Origin of the sequence: Vibrio sp. B1FLJ16 (genome assembly GCF_905175385.1) — a bacterium.
GTDB lineage: Bacteria > Pseudomonadota > Gammaproteobacteria > Enterobacterales > Vibrionaceae > Vibrio.
In genome coordinates this window covers 1-19712 of sequence record NZ_HG992749.1, presented here as the reverse complement: position 1 = coordinate 19712, position 19712 = coordinate 1, and the positions used below count along the sequence as shown (strand labels likewise).

Annotated in this window: 17 protein-coding genes; 12 read left to right on the top strand and 5 right to left on the bottom strand. The window is 47.0% G+C overall.

All coding sequences use genetic code 11. The features are described from left to right. Positions 1–140 precede the first annotated feature (140 nt). The 3 genes from glyQ to KHN79_RS00075 all read left to right on the top strand — a co-directional run bounded on the left by glyQ (position 141) and on the right by KHN79_RS00075 (position 4664). Positions 141–1058, top strand: coding sequence for a glycine--tRNA ligase subunit alpha (glyQ, locus tag KHN79_RS00085; RefSeq protein ID WP_182011267.1), 918 nt, complete (start codon positions 141–143; stop codon positions 1056–1058). 13 nt (positions 1059–1071) lie between these two features. Beyond that, positions 1072–3138 carry a glycine--tRNA ligase subunit beta gene (glyS, locus tag KHN79_RS00080; protein WP_182011268.1) on the top strand — a complete coding sequence of 689 codons (2067 nt, stop codon included), beginning with the start codon at positions 1072–1074 and terminating at the stop codon, positions 3136–3138. A 272-nt stretch (positions 3139–3410) separates the two neighbouring features. Beyond that, entirely contained in the window at positions 3411–4664 is a 1254-nt protein-coding gene (locus KHN79_RS00075; RefSeq protein ID WP_182011269.1) for a valine--pyruvate transaminase, read from the top strand. A 92-nt stretch (positions 4665–4756) separates the two neighbouring features. On the opposite strand, the gene KHN79_RS00070 is transcribed toward KHN79_RS00075, so the two are convergent. The 5 genes from KHN79_RS00070 to dnaA form a co-directional block, all read right to left on the bottom strand. Continuing rightward, a complete protein-coding gene (locus KHN79_RS00070; protein ID WP_182011270.1) occupies positions 4757–5194 on the bottom strand; it encodes an Hsp20 family protein in 438 nt (145 codons plus the stop codon). A gap of 611 nt (positions 5195–5805) precedes the next feature. Further along, complete coding sequence (gene gyrB / locus KHN79_RS00065; RefSeq protein ID WP_182011271.1) at positions 5806–8223, bottom strand: DNA topoisomerase (ATP-hydrolyzing) subunit B; 2418 nt, start codon at positions 8221–8223, stop codon at positions 5806–5808. Between the two features lie 13 nt (positions 8224–8236). Next, a complete protein-coding gene (gene recF / locus KHN79_RS00060; protein ID WP_182011272.1) occupies positions 8237–9316 on the bottom strand; it encodes a DNA replication/repair protein RecF in 1080 nt (359 codons plus the stop codon). Between the two features lie 8 nt (positions 9317–9324). Beyond that, positions 9325–10425 (bottom strand): DNA polymerase III subunit beta, encoded by a 1101-nt coding sequence (gene dnaN, locus KHN79_RS00055; RefSeq protein WP_182011273.1) that lies wholly within the window; start codon positions 10423–10425, stop codon positions 9325–9327. Positions 10426–10488: 63 nt separating this feature from the next. Next, positions 10489–11895 (bottom strand): chromosomal replication initiator protein DnaA, encoded by a 1407-nt coding sequence (gene dnaA / locus KHN79_RS00050; protein WP_182011274.1) that lies wholly within the window; start codon positions 11893–11895, stop codon positions 10489–10491. A gap of 423 nt (positions 11896–12318) precedes the next feature. Between dnaA and KHN79_RS00045 the strand changes: the two genes are divergently transcribed. The 9 genes from KHN79_RS00045 (at position 12319) to mioC (ending at position 19234) form a co-directional block, all read left to right on the top strand. Then, the gene (locus tag KHN79_RS00045; protein ID WP_182011275.1) at positions 12319–13065 is read left to right on the top strand and encodes an amino acid ABC transporter substrate-binding protein; all 747 of its coding nucleotides are present in this window, start codon (positions 12319–12321) and stop codon (positions 13063–13065) included. A 114-nt stretch (positions 13066–13179) separates the two neighbouring features. Then, positions 13180–13851, top strand: coding sequence for an amino acid ABC transporter permease (locus KHN79_RS00040; RefSeq protein ID WP_182011276.1), 672 nt, complete (start codon positions 13180–13182; stop codon positions 13849–13851). Continuing rightward, positions 13848–14585 (top strand): amino acid ABC transporter ATP-binding protein, encoded by a 738-nt coding sequence (locus tag KHN79_RS00035; RefSeq protein WP_182011277.1) that lies wholly within the window; start codon positions 13848–13850, stop codon positions 14583–14585. Before KHN79_RS00040 ends, KHN79_RS00035 begins: the two co-directional genes overlap by 4 nt. 241 nt (positions 14586–14826) lie before the next feature. Then, positions 14827–14961, top strand: a complete 135-nt coding sequence (gene rpmH / locus KHN79_RS00030; protein WP_005378825.1) for a 50S ribosomal protein L34 — start codon at positions 14827–14829, stop codon at positions 14959–14961. A gap of 46 nt (positions 14962–15007) precedes the next feature. Next, positions 15008–15331: a ribonuclease P protein component gene (rnpA, locus tag KHN79_RS00025; protein ID WP_244812576.1), complete on the top strand. Its 324-nt coding sequence runs from the start codon at positions 15008–15010 to the stop codon at positions 15329–15331. Continuing rightward, positions 15298–15555 (top strand): membrane protein insertion efficiency factor YidD, encoded by a 258-nt coding sequence (gene yidD / locus KHN79_RS00020; protein ID WP_182011279.1) that lies wholly within the window; start codon positions 15298–15300, stop codon positions 15553–15555. Before rnpA ends, yidD begins: the two co-directional genes overlap by 34 nt. Positions 15556–15557: 2 nt before the next feature. Beyond that, positions 15558–17180 carry a membrane protein insertase YidC gene (gene yidC, locus KHN79_RS00015; RefSeq protein WP_182011280.1) on the top strand — a complete coding sequence of 541 codons (1623 nt, stop codon included), beginning with the start codon at positions 15558–15560 and terminating at the stop codon, positions 17178–17180. A gap of 154 nt (positions 17181–17334) precedes the next feature. Continuing rightward, complete coding sequence (gene mnmE / locus KHN79_RS00010; protein WP_182011281.1) at positions 17335–18696, top strand: tRNA uridine-5-carboxymethylaminomethyl(34) synthesis GTPase MnmE; 1362 nt, start codon at positions 17335–17337, stop codon at positions 18694–18696. A gap of 103 nt (positions 18697–18799) precedes the next feature. Continuing rightward, positions 18800–19234: an FMN-binding protein MioC gene (gene mioC / locus KHN79_RS00005; protein WP_182011282.1), complete on the top strand. Its 435-nt coding sequence runs from the start codon at positions 18800–18802 to the stop codon at positions 19232–19234. Positions 19235–19712: the final 478 nt, after the last annotated feature.

Below are 19712 nucleotides of genomic sequence, written 5' to 3'. Positions count from 1 at the left end.
ACTCCCATGCTCAATATCTGGGTATACTTGATTGTTAATTTATTCAACCGTAATTACTCCTTATCGCCCTTGTTTGAGTCGTAAAACTCAGCACTGAAGGCGAATTAACGAGTAACAAGAGAATCGCGCGAACCTGACTTATGCAAAAATACGATATCAAAACCTTCCAGGGAATGATCCTCGCGCTGCAGGATTATTGGGCTCAAAATGGCTGTACCATTGTTCAACCACTCGATATGGAAGTTGGTGCGGGTACCTCTCACCCAATGACCTGTCTACGAGCGCTTGGTCCTGAGCCAATGTCAACAGCTTATGTACAACCTTCACGTCGTCCTACTGATGGCCGTTATGGTGAAAACCCTAACCGTCTTCAGCACTACTACCAATTCCAAGTAGCGCTAAAACCATCGCCAGACAATATCCAAGAGTTGTACCTTGGTTCCCTTGAAGTTCTTGGTATTGATCCGCTTGTTCACGACATTCGTTTCGTAGAAGACAACTGGGAAAACCCAACACTAGGCGCGTGGGGTCTAGGCTGGGAAGTATGGCTAAACGGTATGGAAGTAACGCAGTTTACTTATTTCCAGCAAGTGGGTGGTCTTGAGTGTAAACCAGTGACTGGAGAGATCACTTACGGTATCGAGCGTCTTGCAATGTACATTCAGGAAGTAGACTCGGTTTACGACCTAGTTTGGAATATTGCCCCAGACGGTAGTGCTGTGACTTACGGTGACATCTTCCACCAAAACGAAGTGGAACAATCGACTTACAACTTTGAGCACGCTGACGTTGAATTCCTGTTTGGTTTCTTCGAGCAATGTGAGAAGGAGTGTAAAGAACTGCTTGAGCTTGAAAAGCCGCTTCCTCTGCCAGCTTACGAACGCATCCTAAAAGCAGGTCACGCATTTAACCTGCTAGACGCGCGTAAAGCGATCTCAGTAACTGAGCGTCAACGCTACATCCTGCGCATCCGCAATCTGACTAAATCTGTAGCAGAAGCATACTACGCATCACGTGAAGCGCTAGGCTTCCCAATGTGTAAAAAAGAACAAGCGTAAGGGGTAGAGTAACATGGCAAAAGAATTTTTAATCGAGCTAGGTACAGAAGAGCTACCACCAACGCAACTTCGTACTCTGGCTGAAGCATTTGCAGCAAACTTTGAAGCAGAACTAAAAGGCGCTGAACTGGCTCACGAAGGCGTGAAATGGTTCGCAGCACCTCGCCGTCTGGCATTGAAAGTCGCAGCACTGGCTGAAAGCCAATCTGACAAAATCGTTGAAAAACGTGGCCCTGCGGTTTCAGCAGCATTCGACGCAGATGGCAACCCAACTAAAGCAGCACAAGGCTGGGCACGCGGTTGTGGCATCACTGTTGACCAAGCTGATCGCATGGTGACAGATAAAGGCGAATGGCTACTGTTCAAACAAGAAGTGAAAGGTCAGCCTGCAACTGAGATCGTAGTTGAGCTAGCAGCAAAAGCACTAGCAAATCTACCTATTGCAAAACCGATGCGCTGGGGTGACAAGACCACGCAATTTATTCGTCCGGTAAAAACACTGACCATGCTAATGGGTAGCGATCTTATCCAAGGCGAAATCCTTGGCGTCGCATCAGATCGTACTATCCGTGGTCACCGCTTCATGGGTGAACAAGAGTTCACTATCGATTCTGCGGAGCAATACCCTGCGATTCTAGAAGAGCGCGGTAAAGTGATGGCAGATTACGAAGCGCGTAAAGCCATCATCCTCGCTGACGCACAAAAAGCGGCAGAAGCAGTAGGTGGTATCGCTGATCTGGAAGACGACCTGGTAGAAGAAGTGACCTCTCTAGTTGAATGGCCAGTAGTACTGACTGCTAAGTTTGAAGAAGAGTTCCTCAAAGTACCGGCTGAAGCTCTGGTTTACACAATGAAAGGTGACCAGAAATACTTCCCGGTTTATTCAGCAGATAAGAAGCTATTGCCAAACTTCATCTTCGTATCAAACATTGAGTCGAAAGAGCCTCGCTACGTTATCGAAGGTAACGAGAAGGTAGTACGCCCTCGTCTTGCTGATGCAGAGTTCTTCTTCAATACCGACCGTAAGCGTCCTCTAATCGACCGTCTTCCTGAACTGGAAAACGCCATCTTCCAGAAGCAGCTTGGTACGATCAAAGACAAAACCGACCGTATTGCAGCGCTAGCCGGTTACATCGCAAAACAGATCGGTGCGGACGTAGAAAAATCTACTCGCGCGGGCCTACTTGCTAAGTGTGATCTAATGACCTCGATGGTATTCGAATTTACCGATACCCAAGGTGTGATGGGCATGCACTACGCTCGTCACGATGGTGAAGACGAAGCTGTAGCAGTTGCACTAAACGAGCAGTACATGCCGCGTTTTGCTGGTGACGACTTGCCAACTGACGGCGTTTCAAGTGCGGTAGCCATGGCGGACAAGCTTGATACTATCGTTGGTATTTTTGGTATCGGTCAAGCACCGAAAGGCAGCGATCCATTTGCCCTGCGTCGTGCCTCTCTTGGTGTACTGCGTATTATCGTTGAATACGGCTACAAGGTTGATCTGGTCGATTTGGTTCGCGAAGCGAAAATGCTATTTGGCAACAAGCTAAGTAACGACAATGTAGAGCAAGACGTGATTGAGTTCATGCTGGGTCGTTTCCGTGCCTGGTACCAAGATGAAGGCTTTAGTGTCGACATTATCCAAGCAGTATTGGCTCGTCATCCAACCAAACCTGCAGACTTCGACCAACGAGTGAAAGCAGTATCTCACTTCCGTGAACTAGAAGCGGCAGAATCACTAGCGGCTGCGAATAAGCGTGTTGGTAACATCCTGGCGAAATTCGACGGTGAACTGGCTGAAGAGATCGACCTGTCACTTCTGCAGGAAGATGCAGAGAAAGCACTGGCAGAAAGCGTAGAAGTCATGACGGAAGCACTTGAGCCAGCGTTTGCAACAGGCAACTACCAAGAAGCGCTAAGCAAACTGGCTGACCTACGTGAGCCAGTAGACGCGTTCTTCGACAACGTAATGGTAATGGCAGACGATGAAGCACTTAAAAAGAACCGTCTAACGCTACTAAATAACCTGCGTAACCTGTTCCTACAGATCGCTGATATATCTTTGCTTCAAAAGTAACCTTCTGCAAAGATGAGTAGCTAACCACTAAGTTGCTGATGATTAAGCAATAACAAAATAACCAAAGGGAAGCAACAGCTTCCCTTTTTTGATCTTCTTTCACTTATCAATTCATTCATCTGGTCTGAACAGGCGCTTTTTTCTTCCTCGAGTTAATTCACACTTTGCGTCCTAATAACATTAAGGTATGGTCAAGTATTACACTATAAGCTGAAGCTCAATCAGCATCCCAGCCACATAAAGCAATCACAATGAATCAGGTATAAGTAAACATGCAGTACTCTAAGTTTGGCGATAAATTTAATCAGTATTCAGGTATCACACAGTTAATGGATGATTTGAATGATGGTCTGCGCACGCCAGGTGCCATCATGCTTGGCGGAGGTAACCCAGCCGCCATTCCTGCCATGCTTGATTATTTTCACCAGGCCAGTGAGGAAATGCTTGCCAGTGGCGAACTGATTGCTGCACTGACCAACTACGATGGACCACAGGGCAAAGATGCGTTTGTAAAATCGCTGGCAAAGTTATTCCGCGAAACCTATGGCTGGAACATCAGCGAAAAGAACATCAGCCTGACCAACGGCAGCCAAAGCGGTTTCTTCTACCTGTTCAACTTACTAGCCGGCAAGCAACCTGATGGTTCTCATAAAAAGGTATTACTGCCAATCGCGCCAGAATACATTGGCTATGGTGATGCCGGCGTTGATGAAGACATTTTTGTCTCTTATCATCCGGAAATCGAGTTGCTCGACAATGGCCTGTTTAAGTACCACGTAGACTTTGAACAACTAAAAGTCGATGACTCCGTTGCGGCTATCTGCGCATCACGCCCAACCAATCCGACAGGTAATGTATTAACGGATAAAGAAGTACGTAAGCTAGATAAACTGGCACGTGAAAATGGCATCCCGCTTATCATAGATAACGCCTACGGCTTGCCCTTCCCGAACATCATTTTCGAAGATGTTGAACCATTCTGGAATGACAATACGATTCTGTGCATGAGCCTCTCTAAGCTTGGCTTACCTGGCGTGCGTTGCGGCATTGTCATTGCTAATGAAGCCATCACCCAGGCTCTGACTAATATGAACGGAATTATAAGCCTGGCACCGGGTAGTGTCGGCCCTGCGCTGGCAAATCATATTATTGATAATGACGATCTTCTCAGACTGAGTTCTGATGTAATCAAGCCATACTACAAGCAAAAGTCGCAACGCGCCGTTGAACTACTCCAGCAAGCCATAACCGACCCGCGTTTTCGTATTCATAAACCTGAAGGGGCGATCTTCCTATGGCTGTGGTTCGACGAACTGCCAATCACTACAATGGAGTTGTACCAACGTCTGAAAAGACGAGGAGTATTGATTGTCCCGGGTGAGTACTTCTTTATCGGTCAGGAAGATGAATGGGATCATGCACACCAGTGTCTGCGTATGAACTACGTTCAGGATGACGAGATGATGCAGCAAGGCATTGCAATTATCGCCGAAGAAGTCGAAAAGGCTTACCTAGAAGATAAATAACTTTATCTAGGGAAATAGTTTAAAACTAAAAAGAGCGCCATTTCCAATGCGGAAGGCGCTCTTTCTCACTCTATAAGGAAGCTACTTGCTGATCAGTTGTTTTCTAGCAGGTTGCCACCGCCGATAGCAATTTTACGTGGCTGCATTGCTTCTGGAATTTCACGTACCAAATCAATATGTAGCAGGCCGTTTTCCATTGAGGCTCCGGTCACTTTCACGTAGTCCGCTAACTGGAACTTACGCTCAAAATCGCGTTCTGCAATCCCCTGATAAACATAGTTTTTATTCTCTTCCTCTTTACGTTCACCCTTCACAATCAGCATATTTTCGTTTTGGGTCAGATCAAGCTGCTCTTCAGCAAAACCTGCAACGGCCATAGTAATACGGAAGTTATGCTCATCTTTCTGTTCGATATTGTATGGAGGGTAACCGCCGGAAGAGTTCTTCGCAGAGCCAGCTTCCATAAGGTTTAGCAGACGGTCGAAGCCAATAGCATTACGGTATAGTGGTGAGAAATCTACATTGCGCATAAAATCTATCCTCTTAATCAAGCAATAGTCCTAAGCCCAGATGACAACCATCTAAAAGCGAGATTATGCAAAATCATCGCTGAGCTAAGGGATTCGATATTCCATTCCTCTGACCTACTGTTTAGGTACGGGAACATGGGTTCGAATCTAGGTTCAAGTTTTGTGCTAATACTGAGTATCCTCTTATTGAGCGATCTCGTTTAGCGTTACTGGAGCACTGAACTTCTAGTTTCTAGCAAGTCAGTCATCCTCTTCATAACTAGATATAAGGGCTTAAAAATAGCTTTCAAGGGAAAATAGGTAAAAAAGTAAAAAGGTCCTAGGAGCCTAGGTTCTAGAACCTAGGGAAAAGGCTTGGGAATACGGGACGCTTCGCTTACAGATTAAAGATTACAGGAAAATATTATCCCATGTTCTGTACTCCGTAATCTGTACAAAAACAAATACCGACAAAGGAACACCCAAGCCTCGTGTACCACACCTAGGAGCGAGGACCTGTTTTTTCCCTGGGTCCTAGGTTCCTAAAACCTAGGACCTTATTTACCTTCTAAAAAAACGCCACCTCTGACGAGATGGCGTTTTTATTAACAATGGTTGGCGAGCGCTATCGACTACACGTCCAGGTTCGCTACTTTAAGTGCGTTCTCTTCGATGAAGTTACGACGTGGCTCAACCTGATCACCCATCAGTGTGGTGAACAACTGGTCAGCACCCACTGCGTCTTCAATCGTTACCTGCATCATACGGCGAGTCTCTGGATCCATAGTGGTTTCCCAAAGCTGATCCGGGTTCATCTCACCAAGACCTTTGTATCGCTGCAGACTCAGACCACGGCGTGATTCTTTAATCAGCCATTCCAGTGCATTAGCAAAGCTAGATACAGGTTGAGTGCGCTCACCACGCTTAATGTAAGCACCTTCTTCAATCAGGCCGTTCAGCGCCTCAGAAAGGTCTGCAAGCTTGCCGTACTCTTTAGAGTTCAGGAAATCGATGCTTAGTGCGTGTTCATGCGTCACACCGTGAGTACGTACGATGATCTTAGGCAGGTTTAGACCAAGCTCGGCGTGTTGCTCTACTTCAAAGCTGTACTGGCTCGCACCAACTTCTTTCGCGTTTAGTTGCTCAACCAACTGTTTAGTCCACGCTTCTACTGCAGCTGAGTCATGACACATTTCAGCAGTCAGGCGCGGTGTGTAAACCAACTCATGCATTAATGCACTCGGGTAACGACGGCTCATGCGATCCGCCAGTTTAGTACCCGCGTTGTATTGCTGAACCAGTTTTTCCAGTGCTTCACCCGCCAGAGCCGGAGCTTCAGCGTTAACATGCAATGCTGCATTATCCAGCGCAAGTGAAACCTGGTATTGATTCATGGCATCTTCATCTTTGATGTACTGCTCTTGTTTGCCTTTTTTCACTTTGTATAGCGGTGGCTGAGCAATGTACACATAACCACGCTCAATCAGCTCTGGCATTTGACGGTAGAAGAAGGTCAACAGTAGCGTACGGATGTGCGAACCATCGACGTCCGCATCGGTCATGATAATGATGTTATGGTAACGCAGTTTGTCTGGGTTGTACTCGTCACGACCGATACCACAGCCAAGTGCCGTGATAAGCGTTGCTACTTCCTGAGAAGAGAGCATCTTGTCGAAACGTGCTTTTTCTACGTTAAGGATCTTACCTTTCAACGGTAGGATTGCCTGATTCTTACGGTTACGTCCCTGCTTGGCACTACCACCCGCAGAGTCACCCTCCACTATGTATAGTTCAGAGAGTGCCGGATCTTTTTCCTGACAGTCTGCAAGTTTGCCTGGTAGGCCTGCTAGGTCTAGCGCACCTTTACGGCGAGTCATTTCACGAGCTTTACGCGCCGCTTCACGAGCACGCGCAGCATCGATGATTTTCGAACAAACCATCTTCGCTTCAGCTGGGTTCTCAACCAAGAACTCAGACAGCTTCTCACCCATTGCCGACTCAACCGCTGATTTCACTTCAGATGAAACCAGTTTGTCTTTAGTTTGGCTTGAGAATTTTGGATCTGGCACTTTCACCGAAACAACAGCCGTCAAGCCTTCACGCGCATCGTCGCCTGAAGTTGCGGTTTTCGCTTTCTTAGAAAAGCCTTCTTTATCCATAAAGCTGTTCAGTGTACGCGTTAGCGCCGCACGGAAGCCTGCCAGGTGAGTACCACCATCACGTTGTGGAATGTTATTGGTAAAACAGAAGATATTCTCCTGGAAACCATCGTTCCATTGCATTGCCACTTCTACAGCGATGCCATCTTCACGCTCAAAGTTGAAGTGGAAGATTTTTTCTATGATTGGCGTTTTGTTGGTGTTGAGGTGATTAACGAATGCTTGAATACCACCTTCGTACATGAAGTGGTCATGCTTGTCTTCTTCGCGCTCATCAACCAACTTGATAGAAACACCAGAGTTCAGAAACGACAGTTCACGCAGACGTTTAGCTAGAATATCGTAGTGGAACTCAGTGTTAGTGAAAGTTTCCGCACTTGGCCAGAAACGAATAGTAGTACCGGTTTTATCCGTATCGCCCACAACCGCCAAAGGAGCCTGAGGCTCACCGTGATGGTAAGTCTGGCTATGGATATGGCCACCACGATGGATAGTCAGTTCAACTTTTTCAGACAGTGCGTTTACTACCGAAACACCCACACCGTGCAGACCACCCGATACTTTGTACGAGTTATCATCGAACTTACCACCAGCGTGAAGTACCGTCATGATAACTTCAGCTGCTGATACTTTTTCTTCCGGGTGCATTTCTGTTGGAATGCCACGACCATCATCGCTAACGGAGACCGAGTTATCCTCATGAATTGTCACAACGATGTCTTTACAGTGACCTGCCAACGCTTCATCAATTGAGTTATCCACCACCTCGAATACCATGTGGTGAAGGCCGGTGCCGTCGTCCGTATCGCCGATGTACATTCCTGGACGCTTACGTACCGCATCCAGACCCTTCAGTACCTTAATACTCGATGAATCGTAATTTTCAGACATGAGTTTCTCTCTTCTAGTTTGACTCTATCCTGCCATGTTCCACATGAAACAATTTACCATGCTCGTCCAACATGTCGGCGATTTGGTTTTCAGTAATAGAGCTTACAAATACTTGTGCGCCCGTCTCTTTCAAGCAATCAGCAAGACGCTTGCGACGTTGGCTGTCTAATTCCGACGCAAAGTCGTCAATTAGGTAAATACATTGTTTACCGGTCATCTCAGTCAGGTGCTGTCCCTGCGCGACTCGCAATGCACACACCATGAGTTTCAACTGACCGCGTGAAAGAACATCCTCAACGGGCGTTCCGTTCACTTTAATGCGCAAATCCGCTTTATTCGGGCCACTAAAGGTATACCCCAAAGCCTGATCACGCTCGAAATTCTTTTCCAGTATTTCCTGGTACGGCGTGTCTTTATCCCAACCACGATAATACTTTAACTGGATCTCAAACTCTGGCAAAAATGTCTGGCAGATGCTTTCCGCAACGGTTTTCATCTGTTCAATGTACAACGCGCGCCACTGGCTGATGTTTTCAGCCAACCGCGCCATCTCCTGATCCCAGTAACTGAGCTCCCGATAGCTGGTGGCGGTTTTTAGCAATGCGTTTCTCTGTTTATTGAGACGCTTAAAACGCCCCCACGCATCATAAAATGCGGGCTCGGTATGAAACACTCCCCAGTCGATAAATGCACGACGATGTTTAGGACCATCGGTAAGTAAATCAAACCCTTCCGGATGGATCAACTGCAGCGGCAACACTTGTGCCAGCTGCGCCAGCTTTTGTCCAGATTGACCGCCTATTTTAACCTCTGTTGAGCCATCGCGCTGCTTATTAATGCCGATTGGTAGCTCAAATTGATCCGAGTTCAAAAAACGCCCGTGAACAAAGAGTTCATCACACTCATTCTGAATCACCCGCCCCGTCAGGGAGCTTTTAAATGAGCGGCCGTGGCCAAGCAGATATACAGCTTCCAGAACACTGGTTTTGCCGCTGCCGTTAGGTCCGATAAGAAAGTTAAAGCCTGCTGATAAATCAATATCACAGGCTTTAATATTGCGAAACTGCTGAATAATAAGGCGAGAAAGAGGCATTCTGTTCGCTACAGACGGATTGGCATCACCACGTACATGGCACTGTCATCATCAGCATTCTCAATCAGTGCACTCGCATTCGCGTCCGACATCGACACTCGCACATTTTCACAACGCAGCGTATTTAGCACATCCAGTACGTAGCTGACGTTGAAACCAATTTCGATCGGCTCACCATCAAAACTGACGTCGAGCATCTCTTCCGCTTCTTCCTGCTCCGGGTTGTTGGCGGTAATGCGCATTTCTGTGTCCGCCAGATTAACACGTACACCACGAAATTTTTCATTCGACAAGATAGCAGCGCGGGAAAATGCCTGACGCAGCTCGTCACAACCCGCAATCAGAGTTTTGTTGGTACTTTGCGGTAATACGCGGCGATAATCAGGGAAACGACCATCAACCAGCTTAGAAGTAAAGATAAAGTTGTTTACTTCTGCACGTACGTTTGAGCTGCCAATTTGCAGAACAACCGGTTGCTCAGGCGCATCCATCAGCTTGACCAGCTCCTGGACACCTTTACGTGGCACGATAATTTGCTTTTGTGCAAAGTCCGTACCCAACTGGGTTTGTGATACCGCCATACGGTGGCCATCTGTAGCAACACTGCGCAATGTGGTTCCATCAATTTCAAACAGCATACCGTTGAGGTAGTAACGTACGTCCTGGTTGGCCATCGAGAACTGCGTTTTATCGATCAGCGTACGTAGATCAGCCTGGCTCAGTGATACTTCGACATCACTCTGCCAGTCTTCAATATTCGGGAAGTCATTCGCAGGTAGCGTAGCCAGTGAGAAACGGCTTCGGCCAGAGCGTACTTGGACGCGATCGCCTTCTAAAACGAAGGTAATGATCGATTCGTCCGGCAAGCCGCGGCAGATATCGAGAAACTTACGTGAAGGAACAGTAATGCTGCCCGCTTCAAAATCCCCTTCCAGAGTCACTTTACTGACCAGTTCCACTTCCAGATCGGTCGCGGTCATCGATAGCACGTTCTCTTCTACTTTAATCAGTAGGTTACCCAGAATAGGTAGGGTCGGTCGGCCACCTAAGGCACCCGAAACCTGTTGTAGCGGTTTAATTAAATGACTACGTTCAATAGTAAATTTCATGCTTGGCTCTTTACGCTGTCAGCTCAATAATTGTTTTGCTTAGAAGACTGCTATTCTAACCGATTAAGAAGACAGGGTGCGAATCAAGTTAGAGTAATCTTCTTTAATATCGTGGCTCTCTTCACGCAGCTGCTCTATCTTGCGACATGCATGAAGTACCGTTGTATGGTCACGACCACCAAAGGCATCACCAATTTCAGGCAAACTGTGGTTAGTCAGCTCTTTTGCCAGTGCCATTGCAAGCTGACGAGGACGCGCAACCGAGCGTGAACGGCGTTTCGAGAGCAGATCCGCCACTTTAATTTTGTAATATTCGGCGACCGTCTTTTGAATATTATCGATAGTGACCAGCTTTTCCTGCAACGCAAGCAAGTCGCGCAGTGCTTCACGCACGAAATCAATCGTAATTGGACGGCCGGTAAAATTCGCATTGGCGATAACGCGGTTCAGTGCACCTTCCAGCTCACGGACGTTGGAACGCAGGCGCTTAGCAATAAAGAAGGCCACTTCATCAGCAAGATGAATCTGGTGATCTTCCGCCTTCTTCATCAGAATCGCTACTCGGGTTTCCAGCTCAGGTGGCTCGATCGCAACCGTCAGACCCCAGCCGAAACGCGATTTGAGGCGATCTTCTACGCCGTTGATCTCTTTCGGATAACGGTCAGAGGTCAGGATGATCTGTTGGTTACCTTCTAATAAGGCATTAAAGGTGTGGAAGAACTCTTCCTGAGAACGCTCTTTATTAGCAAAGAACTGAATGTCATCGATAAGCAACGCATCCACACTGCGGTAATAACGTTTGAACTCTTCAATCGCATTATTTTGCAGTGCCTTAACCATATCTTGCACAAAACGTTCTGAGTGCATGTACACCACTTTCGCGTTTGGATTGTTATCCACAATCGCGTTACCCACGGCGTGCAATAAGTGGGTTTTACCCAAGCCGGTACCACCGTAAAGGAAAAGCGGGTTATAAGCCGCACCCGGGTTATCCGATACCTGGCGCGCCGCAGCCAAACCTAACTGGTTTGATTTACCTTCAACAAAGTTATTGAACTTATGTTTAGGGTTCATATTTGAGCGGTGGTTAATCTCCGCAATTGCTTGTGCGTCGTCATCCCAGGTTTTATGCACAGGCTTACGTGCCTGTAACTGAGCAGGAGCTGAGGATTCTGCTGCAACATCAGCAGGTGTGCGTGTCGGTGCCGGCTTAGGAGCTGCAACAGGTCGGCTCCCCACTTCAAATCGCAAGTTAGGTATGTCGTTACCGCAATACTGCTGTAGTAAACGGGTAATGCTGTTCAGATACTTATCACGTACCCAGTCCAACACAAAACGGTTTGGCGCGAATAGAGTGAGAGTATTGTCATTGAGCTCCGCTTGTAGCGGACGAACCCACATGCTGAATTCTGTTGCTGGTAGCTCTTCTTGAAGCTGCTGCAAACATTGCAGCCAAAGCGAAGATGACACGGTGCCCCCACTGAGTAATTGAATTTTCGGAAAGACTGGCGATTTTACCTGTTGATAACCAAGATCGCCAGCAATTGATCGACGATCCAGTGAATAAGATCTAAGTTATTCACAATTATTTCGCCAAACTTGATGAGATCAACACATCTTGCCCCAAAAATGCCCACAAAACGATCCACAATTGGGCAAAATTAGCGAGATCAACAAATTGGTGATAACTCTGTGTATTATTTTATTTCCATTACCTGTTTATCCGATCAACCCCCATGCCTGGATCTTTTTTCTCAATACTTAAAAAACATCCTTTTTAACCGGATCTAAGCCTAACTTATTACACTAAGGTCTAGATTATCGCACTTGGTTATTACTGAATTGAGTTAGCTGACAGTAGTATATATATCCATAAAACTGTGGAGATTTATGATGAAAAACTGGATTAAAGTTGCAGTGGCGGCTATTGCACTATCAGCAGCGACTGTTCAAGCAGCAACTGAAGTAAAAGTCGGCATGTCGGGCCGTTACTTCCCGTTCACTTTTGTTAAGCAAGATAAGCTTCAGGGCTTTGAAGTGGACATGTGGGATGAGATTGGTAAACGCAACGATTACAAGATCGAATACGTCACAGCAAACTTTTCAGGTTTGTTCGGCCTGCTGGAAACCGGCCGCATCGATACGATCTCAAATCAAATCACTATCACTGACGAACGTAAGGCAAAGTATCTGTTTGCAGACCCATACGTAATAGATGGTGCACAAATTACCGTACGCAAAGGCAACGATAGCATCAAAGGCATTGACGATCTTGCTGGTAAAACTGTAGCGGTAAACTTAGGTTCTAACTTTGAACAGCTGCTTCGTCAGTATGATAAAGACGGCAAAATCAACATCAAAACATACGATACGGGTATCGAACATGATGTGGCACTGGGTCGCTCAGATGCTTTCGTAATGGATCGTCTGTCTGCTCTGGAGCTTATCAAGAAAACAGGCCTGCCTCTGGAACTGGCTGGCGAACCGTTTGAGACAATCCAAAATGCATGGCCATTTGTTGACAACGAAAAAGGCCGTCAACTTCAGGCAGAAGTTAATAAAGCACTGGCAGAGATGCGTGCAGATGGTACAGTTGAGAAGATTTCTGTGAAATGGTTCGGTGCTGACATCACGAAGTAAATCGCTTTGTACTTTTAGACCCGGTGTGTGACTCATTCCGGGTCGATATAAACTCATGTTAAGGTGGAACGTTGTTTTCCACCTTTTCTTTTCTCTAGCCTTCAGGTAAGCCATATGGGATTTGATTTTAATTACATGTTGGAACTGTTGCCGATATTGCTAAAATATCTTGGCACAACTATGGAAATGGCGACATGGGGATTAGTATTCTCACTGATCCTTTCCATCATTTTAGCCAACATCCGCGTATTTAAAGTACCAGTGCTCGATCAGCTGAGCCAGTTGTACATCAGCTTTTTCCGCGGAACCCCACTTTTAGTCCAGCTATTCCTGCTTTATTACGGTTTACCGCAAATTTTTCCGTTTATGGTCGGTCTCGACGCCTTCTCTGCCGCAGTGATCGGGTTAACTTTGCATTTTGCCGCTTATATGGCTGAAAGTATCCGTGCCGCTATCATTGGTATTGACCGCAGTCAGATGGAAGCCAGCTTATCTGTGGGTATGACAACCACACAAGCGATGCGCCGGGTCATCATGCCTCAGGCAACCCGCGTCGCCCTTCCCTCATTAATGAACTACTTCATTGATATGATTAAGTCGACCTCTCTTGCCTTTACACTTGGCGTGGCAGAGATCATGGCCAAAGCTCAGATGGAAGCCTCATCCAGCTTCCGCTTCTTTGAAGCTTTCCTTGCCGTCGCTCTGATTTACTGGGGTGTGGTGGTGATTCTGACCCGGGTACAAATCTGGGCGGAGGCAAAACTGAATAAGGCGTACGTACGATGATCAGGTTAGAAAATATTCATAAACGCTTTGGCGATACTGAAGTGCTGAAGGGTATCGATCTCGATATTAATCAGGGCGAGATCATCGTTATCATCGGCTCCAGCGGTACCGGTAAATCGACCTTGCTGCGCACTGTGAACTTTTTAGAGCAGGCAGATGAAGGCCGCATCACCATTGATGATATATCTGTGGATGTAAACCAGCATACGAAAGCAGAAGTCCTGGCTCTGCGTCGCCGAACCGGCTTCGTATTCCAGAACTATGCGCTGTTTGCTCATATGACTGCACGCCAGAACATAGCTGAAGGTTTAGTTACCGTCCGTGGCTGGAAAAAACAGGAAGCACTTACCCGTGCTCAGCAGATTCTGGATGATATCGGCCTTGGTGATAAAGGCGACAGCTACCCAGCCGCTCTGTCTGGTGGTCAGCAGCAACGTGTCGGTATTGGCCGAGCCATGGCATTGCAGCCCGAACTTCTGTTGTTCGATGAACCAACTTCGGCACTTGATCCGGAATGGGTCGGTGAAGTGCTGTCATTAATGAAGAAGTTAGCTAACCAGCATCAGACTATGCTGGTGGTCACGCACGAAATGCAGTTCGCCAAAGAGGTCGCCGACAGAGTGATCTTCATGGCGGAAGGCAACATTGTTGAACAAGGTTCTCCACAGGATATCTTCGATAACCCACAGGATCCTCGTTTGAAAAAATTCCTTAACCAAGTGGGAATAGAGTAACGATCTAGCAATAGGATCGATTGATCCTTGAGATTTTACTCACACTCCGTATAATCGCCCGGCCGGAATTTCATACGCATTGAGTCATTGACACATAATGTGAGTGTGATTACAATTCCGCCTCTTTGTTGAGAGGCGTCGGTAGCCTTCTCTATGTAAAGAGCTTCTTTATATAAAGAAAGCACGTGCCCACGCCGGGTTAACAAGAACCTAAAACTACTGATCAGTAAAGGTAATTATCATGAAACGCACTTTTCAACCTACAGTTCTAAAGCGCAAGCGTACTCACGGCTTCCGTGCTCGCATGGCAACTAAGAACGGTCGTAAAGTTATCAACGCACGTCGTGCAAAAGGCCGTGCGCGCCTATCAAAATAATCGCTAGTTTATTTTGAACACGTACGCGTTTAATCGGGAGTTACGTTTGTTAACTCCCGAGCATTATCAAAACGTCTTCCAGCAAGCTCATCGAGCTGGCTCGCCTCATTTCACCATCATTGCTCGCAATAACACTCTTTCTCATCCACGATTAGGTCTCGCAGTTCCGAAAAAGCAGATTAAAACTGCCGTCGGTCGCAACCGATTTAAGCGCCTGGCACGTGAGAGTTTTCGTAATAAACAGCATCAGCTACCTAATAAAGATTTTGTTGTGATTGCGAAGAAAAGCGCGCAAGATTTAAGCAATGAGGAAATTTTTAAATTGTTTGATAAGCTATGGCAACGCCTGTCTCGCCCTTCACGTGGATAGCCATTGGGCTCATTTATCTTTATCGCTGGTTTATCAGCCCATTGATTGGTCCTCGTTGCCGGTTCACACCAACATGCTCCACTTACGCACTAGAAGCTTTGAGAGCTCACGGTTTTGTAAAAGGATGTTGGTTATCAGGCAAACGTCTATTAAAATGCCACCCTTTGAATGAAGGGGGGTATGACCCCGTTCCACCAGTCCAAAAACAAGACAGAGATAACTAACGATGGATTCTCAACGTAATATCCTGCTCATCGCTCTGGCACTGGTTTCTTTCTTGCTGTTTCAACAATGGCAAGTAGCAAAGAATCCAGCACCTCAGGCGGTTGAACAGGCTCAATCAAACAGCAGTCTGCCTGCACCATCTTTTGCTGATGAACTCGACCCAGCTCCTGGTCACCAGCAAGCATCTGCAAAAACTATCACAGTAACGACTGATGTTTTAACTCTGTCGATCGACACCGTTGGTGGCGATGTGGTACATGCCGATTTAAATCAATACAATGCCGAGCTTGATTCTGCAGACCCGTTTGTTCTGTTAAAAGAAGCGCAAGGTCACCAGTTCATTGCTCAAAGTGGTCTTGTTGGCCCGCAAGGTATTGACCTGAGCAGCACGAACCGCCCTCACTACAATGTAAGTGCTGATAGCTTTACACTAGCAGATGGTCAGGACGAACTGCGCATTCCGATGACATTCTCTGCAAATGGTCTTGAATACACCAAAACTTACATCCTGAAGCGCGGCAGCTACGCACTTAACGTTGAGTACGATGTAGTTAACAACTCGGGTAACAATGCGACATTTGGTATGTACGCTCACCTGCGTCAGAACCTGATGGACGATGGTGGCAGCATCACCATGCCGACTTACCGCGGCGGTGCTTACTCAACAGAAGATACCCGTTACAAAAAGTACAGCTTTGACGATATGCAGGATCGCAATCTGTCTATCAACCTAGCCAATGGCGAAGGTTGGGCAGCAATGATCCAGCACTACTTCGCAGCAGCCTGGATTCCACGCAACGAGCCGGGCACTAACCTTTACACTCGTGTGATCGGTAACCTGGGCGATATCGGCGTACGTATGCCGAACAAAACCATTGCAAACGGTGACCAGGCGAAGTTTGAAGCAACGCTGTGGGTTGGTCCGAAACTTCAGGATCAAATGGAAGCAGTAGCACCTAACCTGGACCTTGTTGTGGACTACGGCTGGCTATGGTTTATCGCGAAGCCTCTTCACTGGCTACTGTCTATGATTCACGGCTTTGTGTCTAACTGGGGTGTAGCAATCATCCTGCTGACCTTCGTGGTTCGTGGCGCAATGTACCCACTGACAAAAGCACAATACACTTCTATGGCGAAAATGCGCATGCTACAGCCTAAGCTGCAAGCTATGCGTGAACGTATCGGCGATGACCGTCAGCGTATGAGCCAGGAAATGATGGAGCTGTACAAGAAAGAGAAAGTGAACCCACTAGGTGGCTGTCTGCCTCTTATCCTGCAGATGCCAATTTTCATCGCGCTATACTGGGCACTGATGGAATCAGTTGAGCTACGTCACTCTCCGTTCTTCGGTTGGATTCACGACCTTTCAGCGCAGGACCCTTACTACATCCTGCCACTACTGATGGGTGCGTCAATGTTCATGATCCAGAAGATGAGCCCGACGACGGTAACGGATCCAATGCAGCAGAAGATCATGACCTTTATGCCGGTTATGTTTACCTTCTTCTTCCTGTTCTTCCCGTCAGGCTTAGTTCTGTACTGGTTGGTGTCGAACATCGTGACACTTATCCAACAGACTCTTATCTACAAAGGTCTGGAGAAAAAAGGCTTACACACTAAGTAACCTTGAAGAATAAGTAATCCTTCTGGAAATAATTGAGAAAGGCGGCCAAAAGGTCGCCTTTTTGTTTTTGGCTGATTACAATTCAGCTAATTAATTTAATTGGTTCGGCTCCCTAGGGGGATACCCCCTACAGCCCAGCTCAAAAGGCAAGATTATGACTACAGATACGATTGTCGCTCAGGCGACCGCGCCTGGTCGTGGCGGTGTCGGCATTATTCGTGTTTCCGGCTCGAAGGCCAGTCTGGTGGCTCAGGAAGTCACAGGCAAAATGCTCAAACCTCGTTACGCAGAATATCTGCCATTCCAAGCGAAAGATGGCACTGTACTCGACCAGGGCATTGCTCTGTACTTCCCAAACCCGCACTCCTTCACCGGCGAAGATGTGCTTGAACTGCAAGGCCATGGTGGTCCGGTCGTCATGGATATGCTTATCAAGCGAATCTTGGGTATTGACGGAGTACGCGCTGCACGTCCGGGTGAGTTCTCAGAACGTGCTTTCCTCAACGACAAAATGGATCTGACTCAGGCAGAAGCGATAGCAGACCTGATTGATGCCAGCTCAGAAGAAGCGGCAAAATCTGCCCTGCAATCGCTGCAGGGCCAGTTCTCCCAACGTATTCAGACGCTGCTGGAATCGCTGATCCACCTGCGCATTTATGTTGAAGCCGCCATCGACTTTCCGGAAGAAGAAATCGATTTTCTTGCCGACGGTAAAGTCGCGGGAGATCTGCAGGCTATTATCGATAATCTTGACGCAGTACGCCGTGAAGCTAATCAGGGCGCAATTATGCGTGAAGGTATGAAGGTGGTGATTGCAGGCCGCCCTAACGCCGGTAAATCCAGTCTGCTCAATGCACTTTCCGGTAAAGAGTCTGCAATCGTGACCGATATCGCGGGTACCACACGTGATGTTCTGCGCGAACACATTCATATCGATGGTATGCCATTACACATCATCGATACTGCAGGCTTGCGAGATGCTTCCGACGAAGTGGAAAAAATTGGTATCGAACGTGCGTGGGATGAAATAGCCCAGGCAGACCGCGTCCTGTTCATGGTTGACGGCACCACAACCGACGCCACCGATCCCAAAGATATCTGGCCTGACTTTGTCGATCGCCTGCCGGACAATATTGGCATGACGGTGATCCGTAACAAAGCGGATCAAACCGGTGAAGATATGGGGATCTGCCATGTGAATAACCCTACCTTGATCCGTCTGTCGGCAAAAACCGGTGCTGGCGTCGACGCACTACGTTCTCACCTAAAAGAGTGCATGGGCTTCTCCGGCAATACAGAAGGAGGCTTCATGGCCCGTCGCCGTCACTTGGATGCATTAGAGCGTGCCGCTTCGCATCTGCAAATCGGCCAGGAGCAACTCGAAGGCTATATGGCTGGCGAAATACTCGCAGAAGAGCTGCGTATCACACAGCAGCACCTGAATGAGATTACCGGAGAGTTCAGCTCTGACGACCTCCTCGGACGTATCTTCTCTTCATTCTGTATCGGCAAATAATAAAACGCGCGGTGTTAGACTCAGGTTTACCACCGCGTTTCTTTTTGTACTACCGCTCAATCGCTAAAAGCATGAGCGCAGGTTGGCTTTATAAGGAAGACAAATGATCCACATTATTACAGGCAGTACCCTGGGCGGCGCGGAATACGTCGGCGATCACCTGAGTGATCTGCTTATCGAAAACGGATTCGAAACAACAATCCACAATCAGCCAGATCTTGCAGAGATTGATAATCAAGGCACCTGGCTGGTGATTACATCTACACACGGTGCCGGTGACTACCCTGATAATATTCAGCCTTTTATTGCCGCACTGCAGAATACACCGCCAAAAATGACGGATGTAAGATTCGCGGTTATTGCGATTGGAGACTCGAGCTACGATACATTCTGCGCAGCCGGGCAGCATGCCTATGATTTACTTGAAGACATTGGCGCAACAGCTATTACAGACTGTTTGAAGATAGATGTACTCAACCACACCGTACCAGAAGACGCAGCAGAAGAGTGGCTAAAAGAACACATCGATCGTTTCTGATCTCCCCCTTCCGCTCTTGTAACAGAGTCGCATCTGCGGCTCTGTTACCCACATTGTGAATAACTTTCTTTATAAACCCTCTACCAAACGGTCAAAAAACAACCAAACCATTTGTGGATAAGTAAGCTAAGATCCAGTGATTTTCCTTTAGTTATCCCAATAATAACTTTGATCACTTTTACCCCCTGTGCATAACCCACCTTTTTGATCCCAGCTAATCCTCGGTTAGATCCAATCATGATCACAACTTATGATCCAAAGAAGATTCATGATCTTGTTGATCATTTTTAGCTTATCCACAGATCAGACCGATCCTAATAATAGATCTAATAAAAGATCATATATAAAGATCTTATATATATTATCTTGAAGCTTAAAACGGATAAAACGAGAAAACATTTTTCTCCGGGGCATAAAGCAGGTAAAATACTGCTCCTTTTATCTGTCCAATAAATCCTTTGAATACCTGAGGTCAGTT